Annotated in this window: 27 protein-coding genes and 1 pseudogene; 27 read left to right on the top strand and 1 reads right to left on the bottom strand. The window is 30.3% G+C overall.

The window, feature by feature from the left end:
• The first annotated feature begins 16 nt into the window (after positions 1 to 16).
• The 22 genes and pseudogenes from rpsC to AACK78_RS07625 all read left to right on the top strand — a co-directional run bounded on the left by rpsC (position 17) and on the right by AACK78_RS07625 (position 12,480).
• Positions 17 to 775: a 30S ribosomal protein S3 gene (gene rpsC, locus AACK78_RS04960; RefSeq protein WP_338954832.1), complete on the top strand. Its 759-nt coding sequence runs from the start codon at positions 17 to 19 to the stop codon at positions 773 to 775.
• Positions 775 to 1,188 carry a 50S ribosomal protein L16 gene (gene rplP / locus AACK78_RS04955; protein ID WP_338954831.1) on the top strand — a complete coding sequence of 138 codons (414 nt, stop codon included), beginning with the start codon at positions 775 to 777 and terminating at the stop codon, positions 1,186 to 1,188. The genes rpsC and rplP overlap by 1 nt, the downstream gene beginning before the upstream one ends.
• Position 1,189: 1 nt before the next feature.
• The gene (rpmC, locus tag AACK78_RS04950; protein ID WP_338954830.1) at positions 1,190 to 2,179 is read left to right on the top strand and encodes a 50S ribosomal protein L29; all 990 of its coding nucleotides are present in this window, start codon (positions 1,190 to 1,192) and stop codon (positions 2,177 to 2,179) included.
• Positions 2,176 to 2,436: a 30S ribosomal protein S17 gene (gene rpsQ, locus AACK78_RS04945; RefSeq protein ID WP_338956504.1), complete on the top strand. Its 261-nt coding sequence runs from the start codon at positions 2,176 to 2,178 to the stop codon at positions 2,434 to 2,436. Before rpmC ends, rpsQ begins: the two co-directional genes overlap by 4 nt.
• 17 nt (positions 2,437 to 2,453) lie before the next feature.
• The gene (rplN, locus tag AACK78_RS04940) at positions 2,454 to 2,822 is read left to right on the top strand and encodes a 50S ribosomal protein L14 (RefSeq protein WP_338954829.1); all 369 of its coding nucleotides are present in this window, start codon (positions 2,454 to 2,456) and stop codon (positions 2,820 to 2,822) included.
• An 11-nt stretch (positions 2,823 to 2,833) separates the two neighbouring features.
• Positions 2,834 to 3,154, top strand: coding sequence for a 50S ribosomal protein L24 (gene rplX / locus AACK78_RS04935; protein ID WP_338954828.1), 321 nt, complete (start codon positions 2,834 to 2,836; stop codon positions 3,152 to 3,154).
• Positions 3,155 to 3,176: 22 nt separating this feature from the next.
• Positions 3,177 to 3,719, top strand: coding sequence for a 50S ribosomal protein L5 (gene rplE, locus AACK78_RS04930; protein ID WP_338954827.1), 543 nt, complete (start codon positions 3,177 to 3,179; stop codon positions 3,717 to 3,719).
• A gap of 10 nt (positions 3,720 to 3,729) precedes the next feature.
• Entirely contained in the window at positions 3,730 to 3,915 is a 186-nt protein-coding gene (locus AACK78_RS04925; RefSeq protein WP_338954826.1) for a type Z 30S ribosomal protein S14, read from the top strand.
• A 19-nt stretch (positions 3,916 to 3,934) separates the two neighbouring features.
• On the top strand, positions 3,935 to 4,324 hold the full coding sequence (gene rpsH, locus AACK78_RS04920) for a 30S ribosomal protein S8 (protein ID WP_422396861.1): 390 nt from the start codon (positions 3,935 to 3,937) through the stop codon (positions 4,322 to 4,324).
• Positions 4,325 to 4,347: 23 nt separating this feature from the next.
• Complete coding sequence (gene rplF, locus AACK78_RS04915; protein WP_338954825.1) at positions 4,348 to 4,887, top strand: 50S ribosomal protein L6; 540 nt, start codon at positions 4,348 to 4,350, stop codon at positions 4,885 to 4,887.
• Positions 4,888 to 4,908: 21 nt separating this feature from the next.
• Positions 4,909 to 5,274, top strand: coding sequence for a 50S ribosomal protein L18 (rplR, locus tag AACK78_RS04910; protein WP_338954824.1), 366 nt, complete (start codon positions 4,909 to 4,911; stop codon positions 5,272 to 5,274).
• A gap of 162 nt (positions 5,275 to 5,436) precedes the next feature.
• Complete coding sequence (gene rpsE, locus AACK78_RS04905; protein WP_338956498.1) at positions 5,437 to 5,910, top strand: 30S ribosomal protein S5; 474 nt, start codon at positions 5,437 to 5,439, stop codon at positions 5,908 to 5,910.
• Between the two features lie 12 nt (positions 5,911 to 5,922).
• Positions 5,923 to 6,360: a 50S ribosomal protein L15 gene (rplO, locus tag AACK78_RS04900; protein ID WP_338954823.1), complete on the top strand. Its 438-nt coding sequence runs from the start codon at positions 5,923 to 5,925 to the stop codon at positions 6,358 to 6,360.
• Positions 6,360 to 7,787: a preprotein translocase subunit SecY gene (secY, locus tag AACK78_RS04895; protein ID WP_338954822.1), complete on the top strand. Its 1,428-nt coding sequence runs from the start codon at positions 6,360 to 6,362 to the stop codon at positions 7,785 to 7,787. The genes rplO and secY overlap by 1 nt, the downstream gene beginning before the upstream one ends.
• Before the next feature lie 18 nt (positions 7,788 to 7,805).
• Complete coding sequence (locus AACK78_RS04890) at positions 7,806 to 8,444, top strand: adenylate kinase (RefSeq protein WP_338956496.1); 639 nt, start codon at positions 7,806 to 7,808, stop codon at positions 8,442 to 8,444.
• 24 nt (positions 8,445 to 8,468) lie between these two features.
• The gene (infA, locus tag AACK78_RS04885) at positions 8,469 to 8,687 is read left to right on the top strand and encodes a translation initiation factor IF-1 (RefSeq protein WP_338954821.1); all 219 of its coding nucleotides are present in this window, start codon (positions 8,469 to 8,471) and stop codon (positions 8,685 to 8,687) included.
• 59 nt (positions 8,688 to 8,746) lie between these two features.
• Positions 8,747 to 8,860, top strand: coding sequence for a 50S ribosomal protein L36 (gene rpmJ, locus AACK78_RS04880; protein WP_338954820.1), 114 nt, complete (start codon positions 8,747 to 8,749; stop codon positions 8,858 to 8,860).
• A gap of 18 nt (positions 8,861 to 8,878) precedes the next feature.
• Positions 8,879 to 9,244, top strand: coding sequence for a 30S ribosomal protein S13 (gene rpsM, locus AACK78_RS04875; protein WP_338954818.1), 366 nt, complete (start codon positions 8,879 to 8,881; stop codon positions 9,242 to 9,244).
• Between the two features lie 18 nt (positions 9,245 to 9,262).
• On the top strand, positions 9,263 to 9,652 hold the full coding sequence (gene rpsK, locus AACK78_RS04870) for a 30S ribosomal protein S11 (protein ID WP_338954816.1): 390 nt from the start codon (positions 9,263 to 9,265) through the stop codon (positions 9,650 to 9,652).
• A 15-nt stretch (positions 9,653 to 9,667) separates the two neighbouring features.
• Positions 9,668 to 10,621 carry a DNA-directed RNA polymerase subunit alpha gene (locus AACK78_RS04865; protein WP_338954814.1) on the top strand — a complete coding sequence of 318 codons (954 nt, stop codon included), beginning with the start codon at positions 9,668 to 9,670 and terminating at the stop codon, positions 10,619 to 10,621.
• A gap of 15 nt (positions 10,622 to 10,636) precedes the next feature.
• Complete coding sequence (rplQ, locus tag AACK78_RS04860; protein ID WP_338954812.1) at positions 10,637 to 10,996, top strand: 50S ribosomal protein L17; 360 nt, start codon at positions 10,637 to 10,639, stop codon at positions 10,994 to 10,996.
• 491 nt (positions 10,997 to 11,487) lie between these two features.
• Positions 11,488 to 12,480, top strand: a pseudogene (locus AACK78_RS07625) (IS30 family transposase).
• A 227-nt stretch (positions 12,481 to 12,707) separates the two neighbouring features.
• Here the strand turns inward: AACK78_RS07625 and AACK78_RS04845 are convergent.
• Positions 12,708 to 13,691, bottom strand: coding sequence for an IS30 family transposase (locus AACK78_RS04845; RefSeq protein WP_338954806.1), 984 nt, complete (start codon positions 13,689 to 13,691; stop codon positions 12,708 to 12,710).
• Positions 13,692 to 14,159: 468 nt separating this feature from the next.
• Here AACK78_RS04845 and AACK78_RS04840 point away from each other — a divergent pair, with 468 nt between their 5' ends.
• The 5 genes from AACK78_RS04840 to AACK78_RS04820 all read left to right on the top strand — a co-directional run bounded on the left by AACK78_RS04840 (position 14,160) and on the right by AACK78_RS04820 (position 17,495).
• A complete protein-coding gene (locus AACK78_RS04840) occupies positions 14,160 to 14,384 on the top strand; it encodes a hypothetical protein (RefSeq protein WP_338954365.1) in 225 nt (74 codons plus the stop codon).
• The gene (locus AACK78_RS04835) at positions 14,377 to 15,492 is read left to right on the top strand and encodes a PBSX family phage terminase large subunit (RefSeq protein WP_338954804.1); all 1,116 of its coding nucleotides are present in this window, start codon (positions 14,377 to 14,379) and stop codon (positions 15,490 to 15,492) included. Before AACK78_RS04840 ends, AACK78_RS04835 begins: the two co-directional genes overlap by 8 nt.
• Positions 15,493 to 15,593: 101 nt before the next feature.
• Entirely contained in the window at positions 15,594 to 15,833 is a 240-nt protein-coding gene (locus AACK78_RS04830; RefSeq protein ID WP_338954803.1) for a hypothetical protein, read from the top strand.
• Complete coding sequence (locus tag AACK78_RS04825; protein WP_338954802.1) at positions 15,833 to 16,111, top strand: hypothetical protein; 279 nt, start codon at positions 15,833 to 15,835, stop codon at positions 16,109 to 16,111. The genes AACK78_RS04830 and AACK78_RS04825 overlap by 1 nt, the downstream gene beginning before the upstream one ends.
• Positions 16,104 to 17,495, top strand: coding sequence for a hypothetical protein (locus tag AACK78_RS04820; RefSeq protein WP_338954800.1), 1,392 nt, complete (start codon positions 16,104 to 16,106; stop codon positions 17,493 to 17,495). The genes AACK78_RS04825 and AACK78_RS04820 overlap by 8 nt, the downstream gene beginning before the upstream one ends.

Raw genomic sequence — 17,495 nt, 5'->3', positions numbered from 1 at the left:
AGGAAGATAACAAGAGATGGGTCAAAAAGTTAGTCCAACAGGATTACGAGTTGGAGTTATTAAAACATGAGATTCAAGATGATACGCCGAAAAGCAAGAATATGTTAAATGATTGCATCAAGATATCAATATTAGAAAAGCTCTAATGAAAGAATTAAAAGGAGCAAGTGTTTCTAAAATTGAAATTGAGCGCACAAAAAAAGAAATTGTTATCTTTATCAGAACTGCTTCTGTTGGTATTGTCTTAGGACAAGAAGGAAAAAAAATCGCTAAATTAGTAAAATTAGCACATGTTACAATTGGCGATCGTAAAATGGAAGTAAAAATTAATGTTGTTGAAATTAAAAACCCAGATACTGATGCCCAATTAGTCGCAAATATAATTGCGGAACAAATTGTTAATCGTGCATCATTTAGAAGTGTGCAAAAGCTAGCCATTAAAAAGGCAATGAAAGCTGGAGCACAAGGAATTAAAACTTCAGTATCAGGACGTTTAGGAGGGGTCGATATGGCGCGAACGGAGGGATATACCGAAGGAACAGTGCCATTGGCAACTTTACGTAGTGATATTGATTATGCATTAGTAGAAGCTTTAACAACCTATGGTCAAATCGGAGTTAAAGTTTGAATTTGTAAAGGAGAAATCTTGAGCAAAGAATTAGTATCCACTAGTGATGAAAAACCAAAGTTTGAAAGAAGAGATTTTAATCGTTCAAACAATAATCGTCGTGATCAAGGACCAAAATCACATCGTGCTGTTAAGGAGGCAAAATAATGTTATTACCAAAAAGAACAAAGTATCGTCGTCCGCATCGTATTAAGTACGAAGGAAAAGCAAAAGGAAATACGAAAGTAGATTTTGGAGAATTTGGATTAAAATCACTAGAGGGATTTTGAATTACCAACCGCCAAATTGAAGCGGCACGGATTGCTATGACTCGTTATATGAAACGCTGAGGGAACGTATGAATTAGAATTTTCCCCCATATGGCAAAAACAAAAAAACCATTAGAAGTACGGATGGGCTCAGGAAAAGGTTCACCTGAAGAATGAGTAGCAGTAGTTAAAATGGGAACAGTAATGTTTGAAGTAGCAGGAGTCTCGGAAGAAATTGCCCGTGAAGCATTACGATTAGCAATGCATAAATTACCAGTGAAATGTAAGATTGTTACAAAAGGAGAAGACTAAGATGAATGATTTAAATAAAAAATCAGTTGAAGAGTTGAAAAAACTTGAAGAAGAGTCACGAGCTGAATTATTTGCATTAAGATTTCAATCAGCAATGGGGAATTTAGAAAAACCCCATCGCATTGGAGAATTAAAGAAACAAATTGCTTGAATTTTAACAATCTTATCTACTCGTAAAAATGCTGGTGAAAATACTGAAATTAATGTCAAAATTAATTTAAGTGAAACATATGCGAAAATTGAAAAAGAATCACAAGCTTTTGCAAAACAACGCAAAGAAAAAATTGAACAAATGATGGTTGAACAACAAGCCGCTGACGGACAAATGCCAAATTTAATAGACTTATCATTAACTGACGCAATGGATATAACAGCGTCAGTGGCAGTCGACGAACCAAGTTTAACGACAGAGCAACCAGCTCCTGTGGTGGACAAGAAACCAGCAGCAGTTAAAACTGCTCCTGAGAAAAAAGTTGTTGTGGAGAAAAAACCAGAAACAGCAAAAGCAACGCCATCAGCGCCAAAAAAAATTATAGAATTTAAAAAAGCCGCTGATAAAGATGCCGCATTAAAAACTTTAATTAAAGAAAGTGATCCTGCTGAAAAATCAGCTGCTAAAAGTAAAAAAACACCAACAAGTGGGAAAGCAACTGTAACAGTTAAGTCAGTTACTTTTGCTAAAGCAGAAATTGAAGTACTCCATGGTGAAAAAAAAGCAGGGTCAACAAAGACTGTTAAAAAAGCAACCGAACTTAATGCAAAAGAAAAATTAGCAGCAATCAAAAGTTCAGTTGTTCGAATGGGTGACACTGCCAAAGGGCGTGGGTCAAATGTTAAAATTGATTTAGATTTAAAAACAAAAGATCCAAACGTCAAAGAATATACATACGGAGCAAATTGAAAAGAAAATCGTGATAAGATTTTAACCGCTGATAAAGCAACAAAAAAAACCGCTGACAAAACATCTAAGAAAGGTATAGGAAAAAAATAATGGAAAGAAATAGTCGTAAAGTCCTACAAGGACGTGTTATTTCAGACAAAACTGAAAAAACAATTACTGTTTTAGTTGAGACATACAAAAATCACCCGTTATATAAAAAACGTGTTAAATATTCAAAAAAATATTTAGCCCATGATGAACAAAACCAAGCACATATTGGAGATAAAGTAAGCATTATGGAAACGCGCCCTTTATCAAAAACTAAACACTTTCGTTTAATCGAAATTATCGAAAAAGCAATTGGTTAAGAAGAAGATAATAAAAAATGATTCAACAAGAATCAAGATTAAAAGTTGCTGATAACTCTGGTGCAAAAGAAGTGTTAGTAATTAAAAATTTGGGTGGTTCATGACGAAAGTTTACTAATATTGGGGATATTGTTGTATGTACAATTAAAAAAGCAATTCCTGGTGGAATTGTCAAAAAAGGACAAGTTGTTAAAGCGGTTATTGTTCGCACTAAACGCGGATTAAAACGAAACGATGGAACACAAATTAAATTTTCAGAAAATGCTGTAGTATTAATTAAAGATGATAAAAACCCACGAGGAACACGAATTTTTGGGCCAATTGCCCGTGAAATTAAGGATACTGGTTTTGCAAAAATTGCTTCCCTAGCACCAGAAGTATTATAGGAGGCTACGAGATGAATAAAGTTAAATTTAAAAAAGGTGACTTAGTAAAAGTCGTAGCTGGAAAACATAAGGGGACAGAAGGTCCAATCATTCGTGTCTTACGCGAAAAAAGTCGTGTGGTAATTGAAGGAATTACAAATGTTAAACATGTAAAACCTTCTCAAGATAATATTGAAGGAGGAATTCAACAAGTTCTGGCCTCAGTTCATATTTCAAATGTTGCATTAATTGATCCAAAAAACAAAAAAGAAATTACAAAAATCAGTTATCAAATTGCTGATAACGGAAAAAAAGTTCGAATTGCTCGGAAATCAAAAGCGCATTTAGCGTAAAGAAAGGAATAATGTTTAAATAATGACTGTTAATTTAGAAAAAAAATATAAAAATACCATTATTAAAGAATTATTCAAAGAGCAAGGTTTTCAATCAATTATGCAAGTTCCTGTCGTTCAAAAAATTGTTGTGAACATGGGAGCTGGTGATGCAACACAAAATAGTAAAGTAATCGAAGATATTACTAATGAATTAGCATTAATAACTGGATTACATCCAGTTATTACAAAAGCAAAAGGTTCAATTGCTTCTTTCAAATTACGTGAAGGAATGCCAATTGGCGCAAAAGTTACCTTACGTGGGAAAAAAATGTATCATTTTTTAGATAAACTAATTAACATTGCTTTGCCACGGGTAAGAGATTTCCGAGGACTTAATAATAACGCTTTTGATGGGCGTGGGAATTATACCTTAGGAATTAAAGAACAAATTATTTTCCCTGAAATTGACTATGATAAAGTTAAAAGAGTACGGGGAATGGATATTACAATTGTCACAAGTGCCACTAATGATGCCGATGCTCGCGCATTATTAGGTAAAATGGGAATGCCATTTAAAAAATAGGAGGAAAGATATGGCCAAAAAATCATTAAAAGTTAAACAACAATGCCATCCAAAATTCAAGGTAAGAGGTTATACTCGTTGTGGAAGATGTGGACGTTCTCATGCTGTGATACGTAAATTCGATTTATGTCGTGTATGCTTTAAAGAATTAGCATATAATGGACAAATTCCTGGGGTTAGAAAAGCTTCATGATAGAAAGAGAGACTAATTAATTATGATGATTGATACAATCGCTGATATGTTAACAAGAATTCGCAATGCCAATCAACGTTTACACAAAAGTGTAAAAATGCCGTCAAGTAAAATGAAAGTAAGAATTGCTGAGATTTTGAAAGAAGAAGGCTATGTCGAAGACTTTAAAGTATCAGGGGATATTAAAAAAGACTTAACGTTAACTTTAAAATATAAAGGAAAAACAAAAGTTATTTCAGGATTAAAACGAATCTCAAAACCAGGATTAAGAGTTTATGTAACCGTTGAAAAAGTACCTCAAGTTTTAAATGGGATGGGAATTGCAATTATTTCAACCAACCAAGGAATTATGACAGACAAAGCAGCAAAACAAGCTCACTTAGGTGGGGAAGTTATTGCTTATGTTTGATAGAATATTTAAAGGAGAGCAAGAAAATGTCTCGAATTGGTAATAGAGAGTTAAAAATTCCAGGTGGTGTTGAAGTAACAATTCAACCAAATAATGTTATTGTCAAAGGCACAAAAGGACAATTAGAGCAAACAATTCCAAGCGTTATTACAGTTAAAGCAGAAGAAGGCGTTGTGACAACAACCAGAGCAAATGATGTGAAACATAGTAAGCAATTACATGGCACAATCAATTCTTTAATTCAAGGAATGTTAGAAGGTGTCAACAAAGGTTTCAAAAAAGAATTAGAAATTAACGGAGTTGGATATCGGGCAGCATTGGTTGGCGATAAGCTAACGTTAAGTTTAGGATATTCACATCCAATTAAATATAAAATTCCAGCTGGAATTACCATTACTCTTCCAAAACCAATACTAATTATTGTTGAAGGAATTTCAAAACAATTAGTTGGGCAAGTAGCAGCAAACATCAGAAATTATCGTAAACCAGAGCCTTATAAAGGTAAAGGAGTTAAATACAAAAACGAATACATTATCCGTAAAGAAGGAAAATCTGCTGGTAAATAGCAGAAGAAAGGAATCACAATAATGGCAAATTTAGAAAGTCAAAGTCGTAGTGCGAAACGAAAAAGAAGACATTTTCGTGTTCGTGCCAAAATTAATGGTACAACCGCAATTCCTCGTTTAAATGTGTTTAAATCGAATGGGCATTTCTACGCCCAATTAATTGATGATGTGAAGCAAAAAACAATTGTTGCGGCTTCAACATTAAAAATGGCCGGTTTAAAATCAACAAGCAATATCGCTGCAGCGGAAAAAGTTGGAGCTGAAATTGCGAAAAAAGCACTTGAAAAAAAAGTTACAACCGTAGTATTTGATCGTGGTGGATATTTATACCATGGAAAAGTAAAAGCATTTGCAGAAGCTGCCCGTGAAGCGGGATTGAAATTTTAAAAGGAGCAATAAGGAAATATGGCAGAAAATAAAACAGATTTAAAACAAAAGTCAGGAAGTCCAGCCGATAAACCACCGGTAAAAGGAAATTTTGCAGGCAATAATCCTCGCCAAGGAAATCAACGCTTTGAACGTAATAATGATCGTCGTGGTGATAATAATATGTTTGAAGAGAAAGTTGTCACAATTCGTCGTGTTACTAAAGTAACAAAGGGAGGACGTCACTTCCGTTTTGCGGCAGTTGTGGTAATTGGTGATAAAAAAGGTCGTGTTGGTTTTGGAACTGGGAAAGCAAACGAAGTTCCTGATGCAATTAAAAAGGCAATTAAAGAGGCAAAGAAACAGTTAGTTAAAGTGCCCCTAGTTGGAACAACTGTTCCCCATGAAGTTATTGGTCATTTTGGCGCTGGCAAAGTGCTAATTAAACCAGCACGCAAAGGGACAGGAGTTATTGCTGGTGGTCCAGCACGAGCTGTAATTGAATTAGCGGGATTAGCAGATGTTTATACAAAATCTTTAGGATCAAATACCCCAATTAATATGATTCGTGCAACGTTAGATGGTTTACGTAATTTACGAACAATTAACCAAATTGCAAAATTACGTGGTAAGTCACTAGAAGAGTTACAAGGATAAGAGGACAAAACAATGAAATTAAACGAGTTACAGTATAGCGATGGAGCGCGTCATAGCAAAAAACGCTTAGGACGAGGAACTTCATCAGGGTTAGGAAAAACATCGGGAAAAGGACATAAAGGACAAAATGCTCGTACTGGTGGCGGTGTTCGCCCCGGTTTTGAAGGGGGACAAACCCCTATCTTCCGTCGTTTACCAAAAGTTGGTTTTACTAACTTAATAACTAAAACATATGTCTTGTTAAACTTAAGTAATTTAGAAAAATTAGGCTTAAATGAAATTAACCATCAAACATTAGTTGCCAAAAAAGTGCTAAAAAACGAAAAACAATTAATTAAAATCTTAGGTAATGGTATAATATCTAAGAGTGTTAATATTAAAGTTAACAAAGTTTCACAAACTGCAAAAACAGCAATTGAAAAAGCTGGAGGAAAAGTGGAGGTAATATAGTGAAAACTAAAGCAAAAAAGAGAAAAGCATCTTGCCATAATAGCGAGGTTAATATTGTTAAATCATCAAATTTCTTTGTTAAAAATAAAGATTTGATTAAACGAATTTTTTTTACTTTATTGATTTTAGTCTTAATTCGTTTAGGAAGTTATTTAACAGTGCCAGGGATCAGAATTTCACCTGATTTTCAAGATTTATCAAACAATGATCAATTCTTTAGTTTGATTTCGATGTTAGGGGGAGGAACCCTTGGGAAGTTTTCAATTTTAGCTTTAGGAGTATCACCTTATATTACTGCTTCAATTATTGTACAGTTATTATCAACCGATGTACTTCCGCCCTTATCACGTTGAACCAAAAGTGGTGAACGTGGGCGCAAAAAATTAGATCGTTTAACAAAATGATTAACAATTCCGTTTGCAATTATGCAAGGTATTGCCACAATTTTTACAATGGCAAACCAAGGAATTATTTCACCAAAATGAGATTCATTGGACTTTGGAACAGGAAGCTCCATTTTTTATTACATTTTAATTCCAACAGCATTAATTGCTGGAACAATGTTAATGCTTTGATTAGCTGATCAAATGACAATTAGAGGAATTGGCAATGGGGTTTCATTAATTATTTTTGCTGGAATCGTAGCGCAATTACCAAATAATTTACAAACAACTTTTAAATTCTGAATTTCAGGACAAGAAGATATTAACTTATTATTTGATGGAATTTTAAAATTCTTAGTTTATGTGGTTATGTTCTTATTAGTTGTCTTATTTGTAGTAATGTTAAATGAATCAGAACGTAAATTACCAATTCAGCAAACAGGAAGTGGTTTAGCATCTGGGGATGAAGAGAGTCGTCCGTTCTTACCATTAAAAATTAATTCCGCTGGAGTTATTCCGGTAATTTTTGCCTCGGCGTTAATTTCAGCGCCAATTACAGTGGCGCAGATTATTGGAGTAAGTAATCCAAACAATGGTTTTGTCCAGTTTACAAATAATTATTTATCATTTGGGACATGACCAGGAATTATTATTTATGCTATTTTAACAATTTTATTTACATTCTTGTATTCACAAGTTCAAATGAATCCAGAAAAAATTGCTGAGAATTTCCAAAAATCTGGAACCTTTATTCCAAGGGTTCGACCCGGGAAAGAAACCGAAAAATACATTAAGGGGACAATTAACCGTTTAAGTATTTTAGGGTCAATCTTCTTAGCAGCAATCGCGATTTTACCATATGTTATTAGTAAATTAACGGCCTTACCAAGTGCGCTAGCAATTGGCGGAACAGGGTTAATTATTATGGTGTCAGTAGCTTTAGAGACAATGTGTCAAGTTAAAGGACGAATTACGCAACAAGCATTTATTGATAAAAAATTGCAACAATTATCAGATGATACGAATAATTCATATTTATGATAGAAAGCCAGAGGAAAATTGATGCGAAATTTTATTTTGTTAGGAGCTCCTGGGAGTGGGAAAGGAACCCAATCAGATCATTTGGTTAAAGCGTTTGGTTTTACCCACATTTCAACAGGAGATATTATTCGGGATAATATTCTGCAGAAAACCCCCTTGGGAATTTTGTGTCAGCAATATTCGGAACAAGGGAAATTAGTTCCTGATGACATTATGATTCAAATGGTTAAAAATCATTTACAAACAGTAACTGGGGATTTAATTTGAGATGGTTTTCCGCGGACAATTGTCCAGGCGGAAAAATTAGATCAATTATTACACAAGTTAAATAGTAAGGTTGATCATACTTTATATTTTGAAATTGATGAGACAAAATTAGTGGCGCGAATTACGGGCCGTTTAACTTGTCCGACTTGTGGACAAACATATCATAAAACGGCGGTGCCACCAAAAGTAGCTGGCGTTTGTGATGATGATCAAACCCCATTAGTTCAACGCAAAGATGATAGCGAAGAGAAAATTAAAATTCGATTAGCGGCCTATCATGCTGATACAGCACCGTTAATTGAATACTATTTACATCAACAAGTATTAACTGTTATTGATGCTGATATGGAGGGACCTGCTGTTTGAGACCAGATTATGGAAGTTTTAAAATAACGGAGATTGGAGGTAATAGATAAAATGGCCAAAACTGATTTAATTGAAGTACAAGGAGTAATTTTAGAAGTATTACCAAATACGAAGTTTAAGGTGCAATTAGAAAATGGTGTAACTATTTTAGCGCACGTTTCGGGTAAAATCCGGATGAATTACATTCGCATTTTACCCGGAGACACAATAGTTGTTGAAATGTCACCTTATGATTTAGAACGTGGGCGGATTATTTTTAGACATAAATAAAAACAATCTATTAATTAAGAAATAAAATAACAAAAAATGTTGGTAAAGGAGAATACACGATGAAAGTAAGATCATCAGTTAAAAAAAACTGCGACAAATGTCGTGTAATTAGAAGAAAAGGGCGTGTATTGATAATTTGTCTACAGCCAAAACATAAACAACGACAAGGTTAAGAAAGGGAGAAACAGAACATGGCACGTATTGGCGGAGTAGATATTCCAAATGATAAGCGCGTGGTAATTGCGTTGACATATATTTATGGAATTGGAAAGCCACAATCACAACGAATTTTAAAAGAAGCAAAAATATCAGAAGATATTCGTGTTAAAGATTTATCAGAAGATGAATTAACAACTATTAGGAATGAAATTGCCAAATTAAAAACCGAAGGAGACTTACGACGTGAAGTTGCCTTAAATATTAAACGATTAATGGAAATTGGTAGTTATCGTGGGATACGTCATCGTAAAAGTTTACCAGCACGCGGACAATCGTCAAAGCAAAATGCGCGAACAGTTAAGGGACCACGAAAAACAGTTGCTAATAAGAAAAAATAGTAGATAAGGAGAAGAATTATGGTTGTTAGAAAAAAAACGAATAAGAAAAAAGTTAAAAAGAATGTCCTAAAAGGGATTGCACATATTCATTCAACTTTTAATAATACCATTGTTACCTTATCTGATGAAGCAGGAAATGTTATTTCTTGATCATCAGCTGGGGCAATGGGCTTTAAAGGGAGCAAGAAATCAACTCCTTATGCTGCCCAAATGGTTGCTGAAGCAGCCGGTAAAGCAAGTCAAGAACATGGCATGAGTAGTGTTCAAGTTGAAGTAAAAGGACCAGGACCAGGCCGTGATGCTGCCGTGCGTAGTATTCAAGCAATTGGATTAGAAATAACTTCAATTAAAGATGTAACACCAATTCCTCATAATGGGGCGCGTTCGCCAAAAAGACCAAGAGGATAGGAGAAAGATTAGGCGATGAAACAATTTATTAGACCAGAATTTAAATTACAGGCAGAAGATAAAGCAAATAATTACGGAAAATTTTTAGTTGAACCGTTAGAACGAGGATTTGGTGTGACGTTAGGAAATGCGTTACGACGCACATTGTTATCAGCAACACCAGGAGCCGCTGTTTTTGCTATTCGAATTAAAGGTGCCTCGCATGAATTTACTGCTATTCCCGGTGTTATTGAGCATGTTACAAAAATAATTTTAAATATTAAAAACTTAGTATTAAAAATTAATCAAGATATTATTCCTGATGGTGAATCAGTAATTTTAAAAGTTGTTTCGACTAAAGAAGGCGAAATTTACGCTAAAGATTTAGTTGTGCCAACAGGGGTAGAAGTTATTAACGGTGATTTATTATTAGCAACTATTGCTAAGGGTGGGGAATTAGAATTAGAACTGCATGCACGTAATTCCCGCGGTTATAAATCATTTACGGATAATAAAAAAGAGAAAAAATATGCGGACTTAATTGTGATTGATTCAAATTATTGTCCAATTCAACGTGCTGCATATAATGTTGAACCAACTAAAGTTGGAAAAAACGCTGATTTAGAAAAATTAGAATTAGAAATTCAAACAGATAGTTCAATTACGCCGGTTAATGCCGTGGCAATGGCCGCAAAAGTTATTACTGAGCATTTAGAATTCTTTGTTAACTTAAACGAAGCAATTAAAGTAACACAAATTATTTCATCTGAAGCAGAGGTGGAAGAAGATGAATTAGATCGTAGTATTGATGAGTTAGAGTTTACGCAACGTTCACAAAATTGCTTAAAAAGAGAAAAAATTGACACCTTACGGGATTTAGTTTCCAAATCAGAAGATGAAATTCAAGATATTAAAAATTTAGGGAAAAAATCATTAACAGAAATTAAAGAAAAAGTGGCTCAATTAGGGTTACACTTTCGACGTGATTAAGAGAGGTGAAAGAGGATGTCATACCAACAAAAAAGAGGAAAAAATACGGCGTGAAGAAATGGCTTAATGCGTAATTTAGTAACCGAGCTAATTATTAATGAACGCTTAGAAGTAACAGAAACACGAGCTAAAGAGTTACGTCGACATGTTGATAAATTAGTAACCTTAGGGAAACGACAAGATTTACATGCTCGTCGTCGTGCTGCTAGTTTTTTACGTGATATTGATGCGAATGAAAAAGAAACTGCTTTACAAAAATTATTTAATGGCATTGCCAAAAAATATAAAACACGGAATGGTGGTTATACCCGCATTTTAAAATTAGATAATCGCAAAGGAGATAATGCTCCAATGGTGATTATTGAATTAGTCTAACCCAAAAACTAATGGTAACAACCGGCAGTTTTTATTTTTTTATTTGATATGTAAATTGTAAATACCAAATCATAAAAAGTTAACTATTAATTTAGTTAACTTTTTTAAGTTAATTTTTAAGTTAATTATAGAAGGTTGAAATTATGCAAATAAAGCAATATTTAATTTTGCGGTCTTAGTGAAAAAGTATGGTAAAGATATTGTTATTAATACTGTCAATAAGATTACAAATGATATTGAAATTAAAAAGTAAAGAATAAATTATCCCGCGTAATTTACAATCTTCAATTAACTTTCAATTACTATTTTCTGGTGGTTTTTCTGGTTTGGGTTCTGGTTTATTACTCGCCGTTTTCACTATTATTTGGTTTTTCGCAACTAATTAATGATGTTGTATTTGTTGCTGTTAATCCGATACCTCCTAAAATATTTAAAATGTTATAATTATTGCACATAAATTATAACATTTTAAATATTTTAGGAGGTAAAGTGTGAAAAAATATGAAAGATTAGATTTTAATGAAAGAGTAAATTTGGAAAAATTGAAAGATAATGAATTATTTAAAAAGAAAAATGGAACAATTAATATTCGAAAAATTGCTAAGCAAATGAATAGAGATTATAGAACTATTTGGCAAGAGAGTTAAATATGTTTGATAATATTAATGATTATAATGCTGCAAAAGCACAAAAAATAAATGATAAAAATAAAAAATAATGTCGTAAATATTCAATGTTAAATTCACAAGAATTAAGCCATTTTTCTAATGAATATAATAATTTTGGTCGTTCGCCACAAAATATTATTACTTCGTATGAATTACAATATAATGTAAAATTTGGTGTATATTTTAAAAAAATGTATAAATATATTAAATTAGGTTATTTTAATTTAAAAAAAGAAATGCTATATTTTAAAAATAAAAAAAGAAAAACAAAAAATGGGGAACAAAATGATAATCGTGGAAAATTACTTAATATTAGAGATTATAAGCAATTTTTAAATGATTATGGAAATAATTTAATTTTTAGTGGAATTTGAGAAATGGATACTCTTGATTGTGGTAATTTTTATTTGTTAGTTTTAGTAAATCGTAAATCAAAAATACTTTTTTATCATATTTTATTTAGTAAAAAGGCAAGTATTGTATTAACAATTTTAATGAAAATGATTAAACAAATTGGTATTAGTAAATTTAGTTGTATTTTAACCGATAGAGGAAAAGAATTTTATAGATGAAAAACAATAGAAAAACACTTTAAAATAAGAGTTTATTTTTGTGATTCTGGTAAATCTCGTCAGAAAGCATTAGTAGAAAGAATAAATAGAGATATAAGGCGTTGATTATTTGGGTTAAAATGAGCCATTAATTAATATTCGTAGTAGATTAAAATCTATTTTAGATATATTAAATACCACAATTAGACCTTGCTTGGAAAATTTTACATCAAGAAAATATTTTAAAAAAATTTTTTTAAATTAAATTAGTGTTTGTTAAGAATAGTAAAATTTATTTTTTGTTGTGTTTAATTTTATAATTTGTATTATGTAAATTCAAGCAGCAAATTCTGTCTCTTGTTAGTATGATAATAACATCATTTAAAATAAATGCAACTATTTTTTAAAAAAATTAAAATATTTGTAAATTTAGTCTATTTTAAGCATATTTAAGCACACTGAAAAATAATTTATTAAATTTTTAAAATAAAATTATCTAAAATTATTTAAAAATACTTCTTTAGATGTTCTTCAATTTAAACAAGGCCTTAATTTTTCATTTATAACATTAATTACTCAATCTATTTCTTGTTGAGTAACATTATTAAAATCCGTTCCCTTAAGGTATCGTTTCCTAAATTCACGGTTCATTCTTTCAATTAAGGGTTTTTGTTTTGGTGAACCTGGGTCACAATAATAAACATTAGAACCAGTAATCTTTTCCATTTCTTCAAACTTATTAAATTCTTTTCCTCTATCAGTTATAATTCCTTTAATTTTTCCAACTAAACCATTAATTCTAACTAATTCTTCAAGTTTTTCTAAAACTTCATTAGCAGTATTTTCTTCTAATTTCATTGCAAAATAATTTTTACTATTTTGTTCAACTAATACTAAACAACTAGATTGATGGTCTTTACCAACTACCGTATCCATTTCAAATCAACCAACATCAGTCTCTTTATTTTCAATATCTCATATTGACCTAAATCTTTCATTTAATTTACCACGATTATCAGGTCTTTTCTTTGTTCTATTTCTTCTGCCACCATTTAATAAATTTTTCTTTAACAAACCCAAAAGACCTAAATAAATTCATTTATAAAATGTTTTAAGGCAGGAAGGAAATTTGACACTAAACTTTATTAAAAATCGCTGAATAATTTCTGCTGGTGAATCACAAAAAATATTAAATCGTAAATTTAAAAATTCTTGTTGTTTTTCTGTAAATGTAGGTAGTTTTTTAATAGATTTTTTACGCTTTTGTTTATAATCTTTTTGCGCTTCATATGGATTATAATCTTCTATATTTTTAAATCTATTAATTTCTCTTTTAACAGTATTAACTGCACGACCCGCTTGTCTTGATATTTCAGATAAATTAAGTGTTCCATTTTTCTTTTTACAAGTATCAGATAAAAATAAATCTTTAAACAAATATTGCTCATCAAATTTTACATGTGTATAGTATTGCATTTTTCTGTCTCCAATCTTTTAATTTATTTATAACATTAAATTAAAAAAATGAAATTATTATATTGACAAATATTTTTATAGGTATATAATCTAAACAATAAACAGTAAGTAAATTCTGTCTCTTAAAGCTGTTTATAAAAAATAAAGTAATTAAGTTTACTTTTTTTTATTTTGATATAAAATATAAATAATAAAAAAGAACCAACTCGGTTCTTTTATACATTTCTATTTACTCTTTTATTTAATCATATTCATTAAATAATAGCAATTTTAATATGCAAAAAGGAGTAAAAAATGAAAGAATTTAATCCAAAAACAGCAAGTTTGGCAACTTTTTATCGTAAAATAGAGCAATTTTGAGAAAATAAATAACCTAATAAACCATATACTTTAAATGATTTATTCAATGAATTCAACCTTTCTCGCAAGTGAAGATATGATACTTATGCGAGCAACAAGATAGTTCCTTTGATTGAACGACAAGTTGATAAAATTGAAAGTGAACTTATTAAACAAATGGTTAAAACGCCTGATGGGGTAAAAACATATTGACAACGAGCATTTAATTATAAATATTCCTTACAAGAAAAAGAACTTGAAAAAGAATTAAACTTAAATAATCAACAACCAATAATTGTTAATTTACAAACGGATATTAGAGATATTAAAAAAGAAAGTGATAATAATGCTTAATCATTTTACTTATTTATTAGAAACGTCTTATTGATTATTACAAAATAGTAGTATTGGTAATAAATATCCCTTTGCTAAAAAGTTTGAATTAGTAAATGAAATTAATCAAATTGGGACACGATATAGTGGTAAGACTATATCAAATATTAAAATGTTTGGTGAATTATTAAAAATTAGTTTATTAATTAGAGAACCAATTTGTATAATTGCTAGTATGTATTGGAGTAAAGATTTAAAAGATAGTGTCTTTCAAAATATATGAAATATGTTAGATAAAAATAATATACCTTATACTATTAATTTATCAAATTTTACTTTTACTTTATCAAATGGTAGCAAAATATATTGCAAAGGTTTACATTCGCCAAGCCGGAAAGAAAAATTAAAAGCATTTGCTGATTTGGATAAGTATAAATTAGTAATTGATTGAAGAGAAGAATGTGACCAATTTCAACAAAAAGATTTAAGTGATTTAGAATTTGCTATTCGTGGTTATAAAAATAAAATAACAATTAATACGTGTAATCCTGAAAGTTTAAAAAGATATATTGTTGGCTATTGTAATGAATTATTAGCTTTTAATGAAGAAATAATGCGTAGTAAATATGAACAAATTAAATATATTGAAAAATGAAGTATGAAAATTATTATTCATTATTCTAGTTGAAGACTTAATTATAAATTACCACAAGATAAAGTTAATGAACAATTAAGATTAGAACAATTAGATATTGAAAGAGCAAGAGTATGGAGTTGAGGATTGCCCGGTAATACTAGTGGTTCAATTTTTGCAAGATATATTGATATTATGCAAGCAACAGATATTATTCAACCAACGAAATTATTAGGTGGTGTTGATATTGCTAATGCTACTAGTCTAAAAGGACACACTACTGCCGCTATTTTTTGACTATATAATTCATTTGATAAAAAAGCATATAAAGTCACAGAATATACTCATTCAAATGCTACACAGCAATTTAAAACTGAATTAGAACAGGTAAAAGATATTTTAGAGTTTTATAATAATCAATTAAATCAATATTTTAATTTAATACAACAAGGTATATCAATAAATGTTGATGATAGTGCTTATTCAACATTATAAAGTTTAAATCGAGAAAAATATAATTATTCTTTTGGTCAATATATGACATTTAAAGCAGCACAAAAAAATTTAAAATACGACATCGTATTGAGGCATTTACAATGTTAATAAATACAAACCAATTAAAATGATTATGAGAAAAATGTCCTGTAAGTAAAACACAATATGAATTAATTCAATGAGAAGATAAGTCAGATGCCAGAGAAGAAAGAATGTTAGATTTATATGATGATACATTTGATAGTGATTTTTATGCTTTACACTTTGAATTAATACCAATGGTTAAACATAATAGTTCAGCAGATTATAAATTATGACAACAAAGGGAGTGAATGACTTAATGAAAAAAGATATTTATGTAATACATGATGAGCGTGTATTAAATGCAAAAAGACCTTATATGTCTGTTTGTGGACAAGTTAAAAAAAGACTTTGTCAAGAATTAAAAAAAGATAATATCGCAATATGTAAATTAAGTTTATATAACGAATATATTAAAAAATATCAAAAAATTAAAGTATGTGTACAAGTTTTAGCAAATGAGCCAAATTTATTAACAGTAAATATTATTAATTATGCACTTATCTTAAAATTAAAGGAGCAAAATAATCATGAATAATACTTTCCCCAGTTTACCAAACTTAAATGATATTAATAGTGTTTTAAAATTTTATAACTATGATTGAACAATTAATTTAGCAAATATTATTGCTCGCCATCAAATGCGATTAATAAATGGTAAAGATATTTTATTTAAATCGCATCGTAAAGACATTTTAGAAAAATTAAACTGATGATATGAAACTTATAAAATAAAAGAAAAATTAGATAAAAATGAATTAACAGCAAGTTTAATGGGTAAAACTATTTTTGGTTTATTAGAAACTAGTGATGGAAATATTGATTTATGAATTAACCCTTTTAACTTTACATCTCGTGTAAGTAAAATAAACGAAATTGAACAAGGTGCTGATATTTGATTAAATTATCACCAATCAGACAGTGAATTTATTTTAAATTTAATTTGTACCAAAGATAAAATAGTTATTAAAGGTTGGCCAAAAAATAACGAAATAGTTGTTGGACAAAGCAAAACACAAATTGAAGATAATGTTAGACCTGTATTAATACAAGAATTTAAAAACAAATTAGGTATTGTACCTTTTTGAGAAATGATTAATGAGCCCAATCCATTATTCTTATCAACATCAACTACTTTAAATCCTTGACCTACTATGACAAATTGTTATAAATTACAATTTTATTTAGAAGATAGTTTTAATATTAAATCAAAAGAAAGATGAGCAAATCGTACCCATTGATATGGTCAATTAGATGAAAGTTTAATGAATGCCTATAACAACGGTAATAAAAAAGCATTACAAGATGTATTTGATGATATTTTTGTTCAATCAAGTTCATCAACAGTAGATGGTCAATTATCACAATCTTTACAAGTAGTACAAGGGACACCAACCTTAGAAACATATACAGAAGACCAAAAATCAATTATTGAACAAGTATATTTAGCCTGTCATTTTTCTAGTCCATTTGGGGATAAATCAGATAATGACCAAAATAAAACACAATCATTATTAACTAAAACAAAAGATTTAGAAAAACAAGCATATTTACAGGCATATCGTAAACAATATTATACAAAAATGTTTGATGTTGTTTTAAAATATTACGGTTTATGAGATGGGAATGGTGAACGCCCTTATGGGTTTGATTTTGTTAGTGCTAGTTTAGTAGACCAAATGCGACAAAATGAATTAATTACTACTAGATTAGATAATCGCACAATGGAGCCAATAAGAGCAATAACTGAATATGATAATGTTGATGAATTAGAAGCAACTAAATATTATGAAAAAATTGAAAAATACTGAGAAAAAATAGACACAAAAGAAATCGAACATAATAATAAATTAATGGAATATGATGAAACTGGTAATAATCAAAATGCCTTACAAGGTAGAACAGAAATAAAGGAGAATTAA

The organism is Spiroplasma endosymbiont of Polydrusus cervinus (genome assembly GCF_964019755.1).
GTDB lineage: Bacteria > Bacillota_I > Bacilli_A > Mycoplasmatales > Mycoplasmataceae > Spiroplasma.
This window is presented reverse-complemented; position numbering and strand designations above follow the sequence as displayed.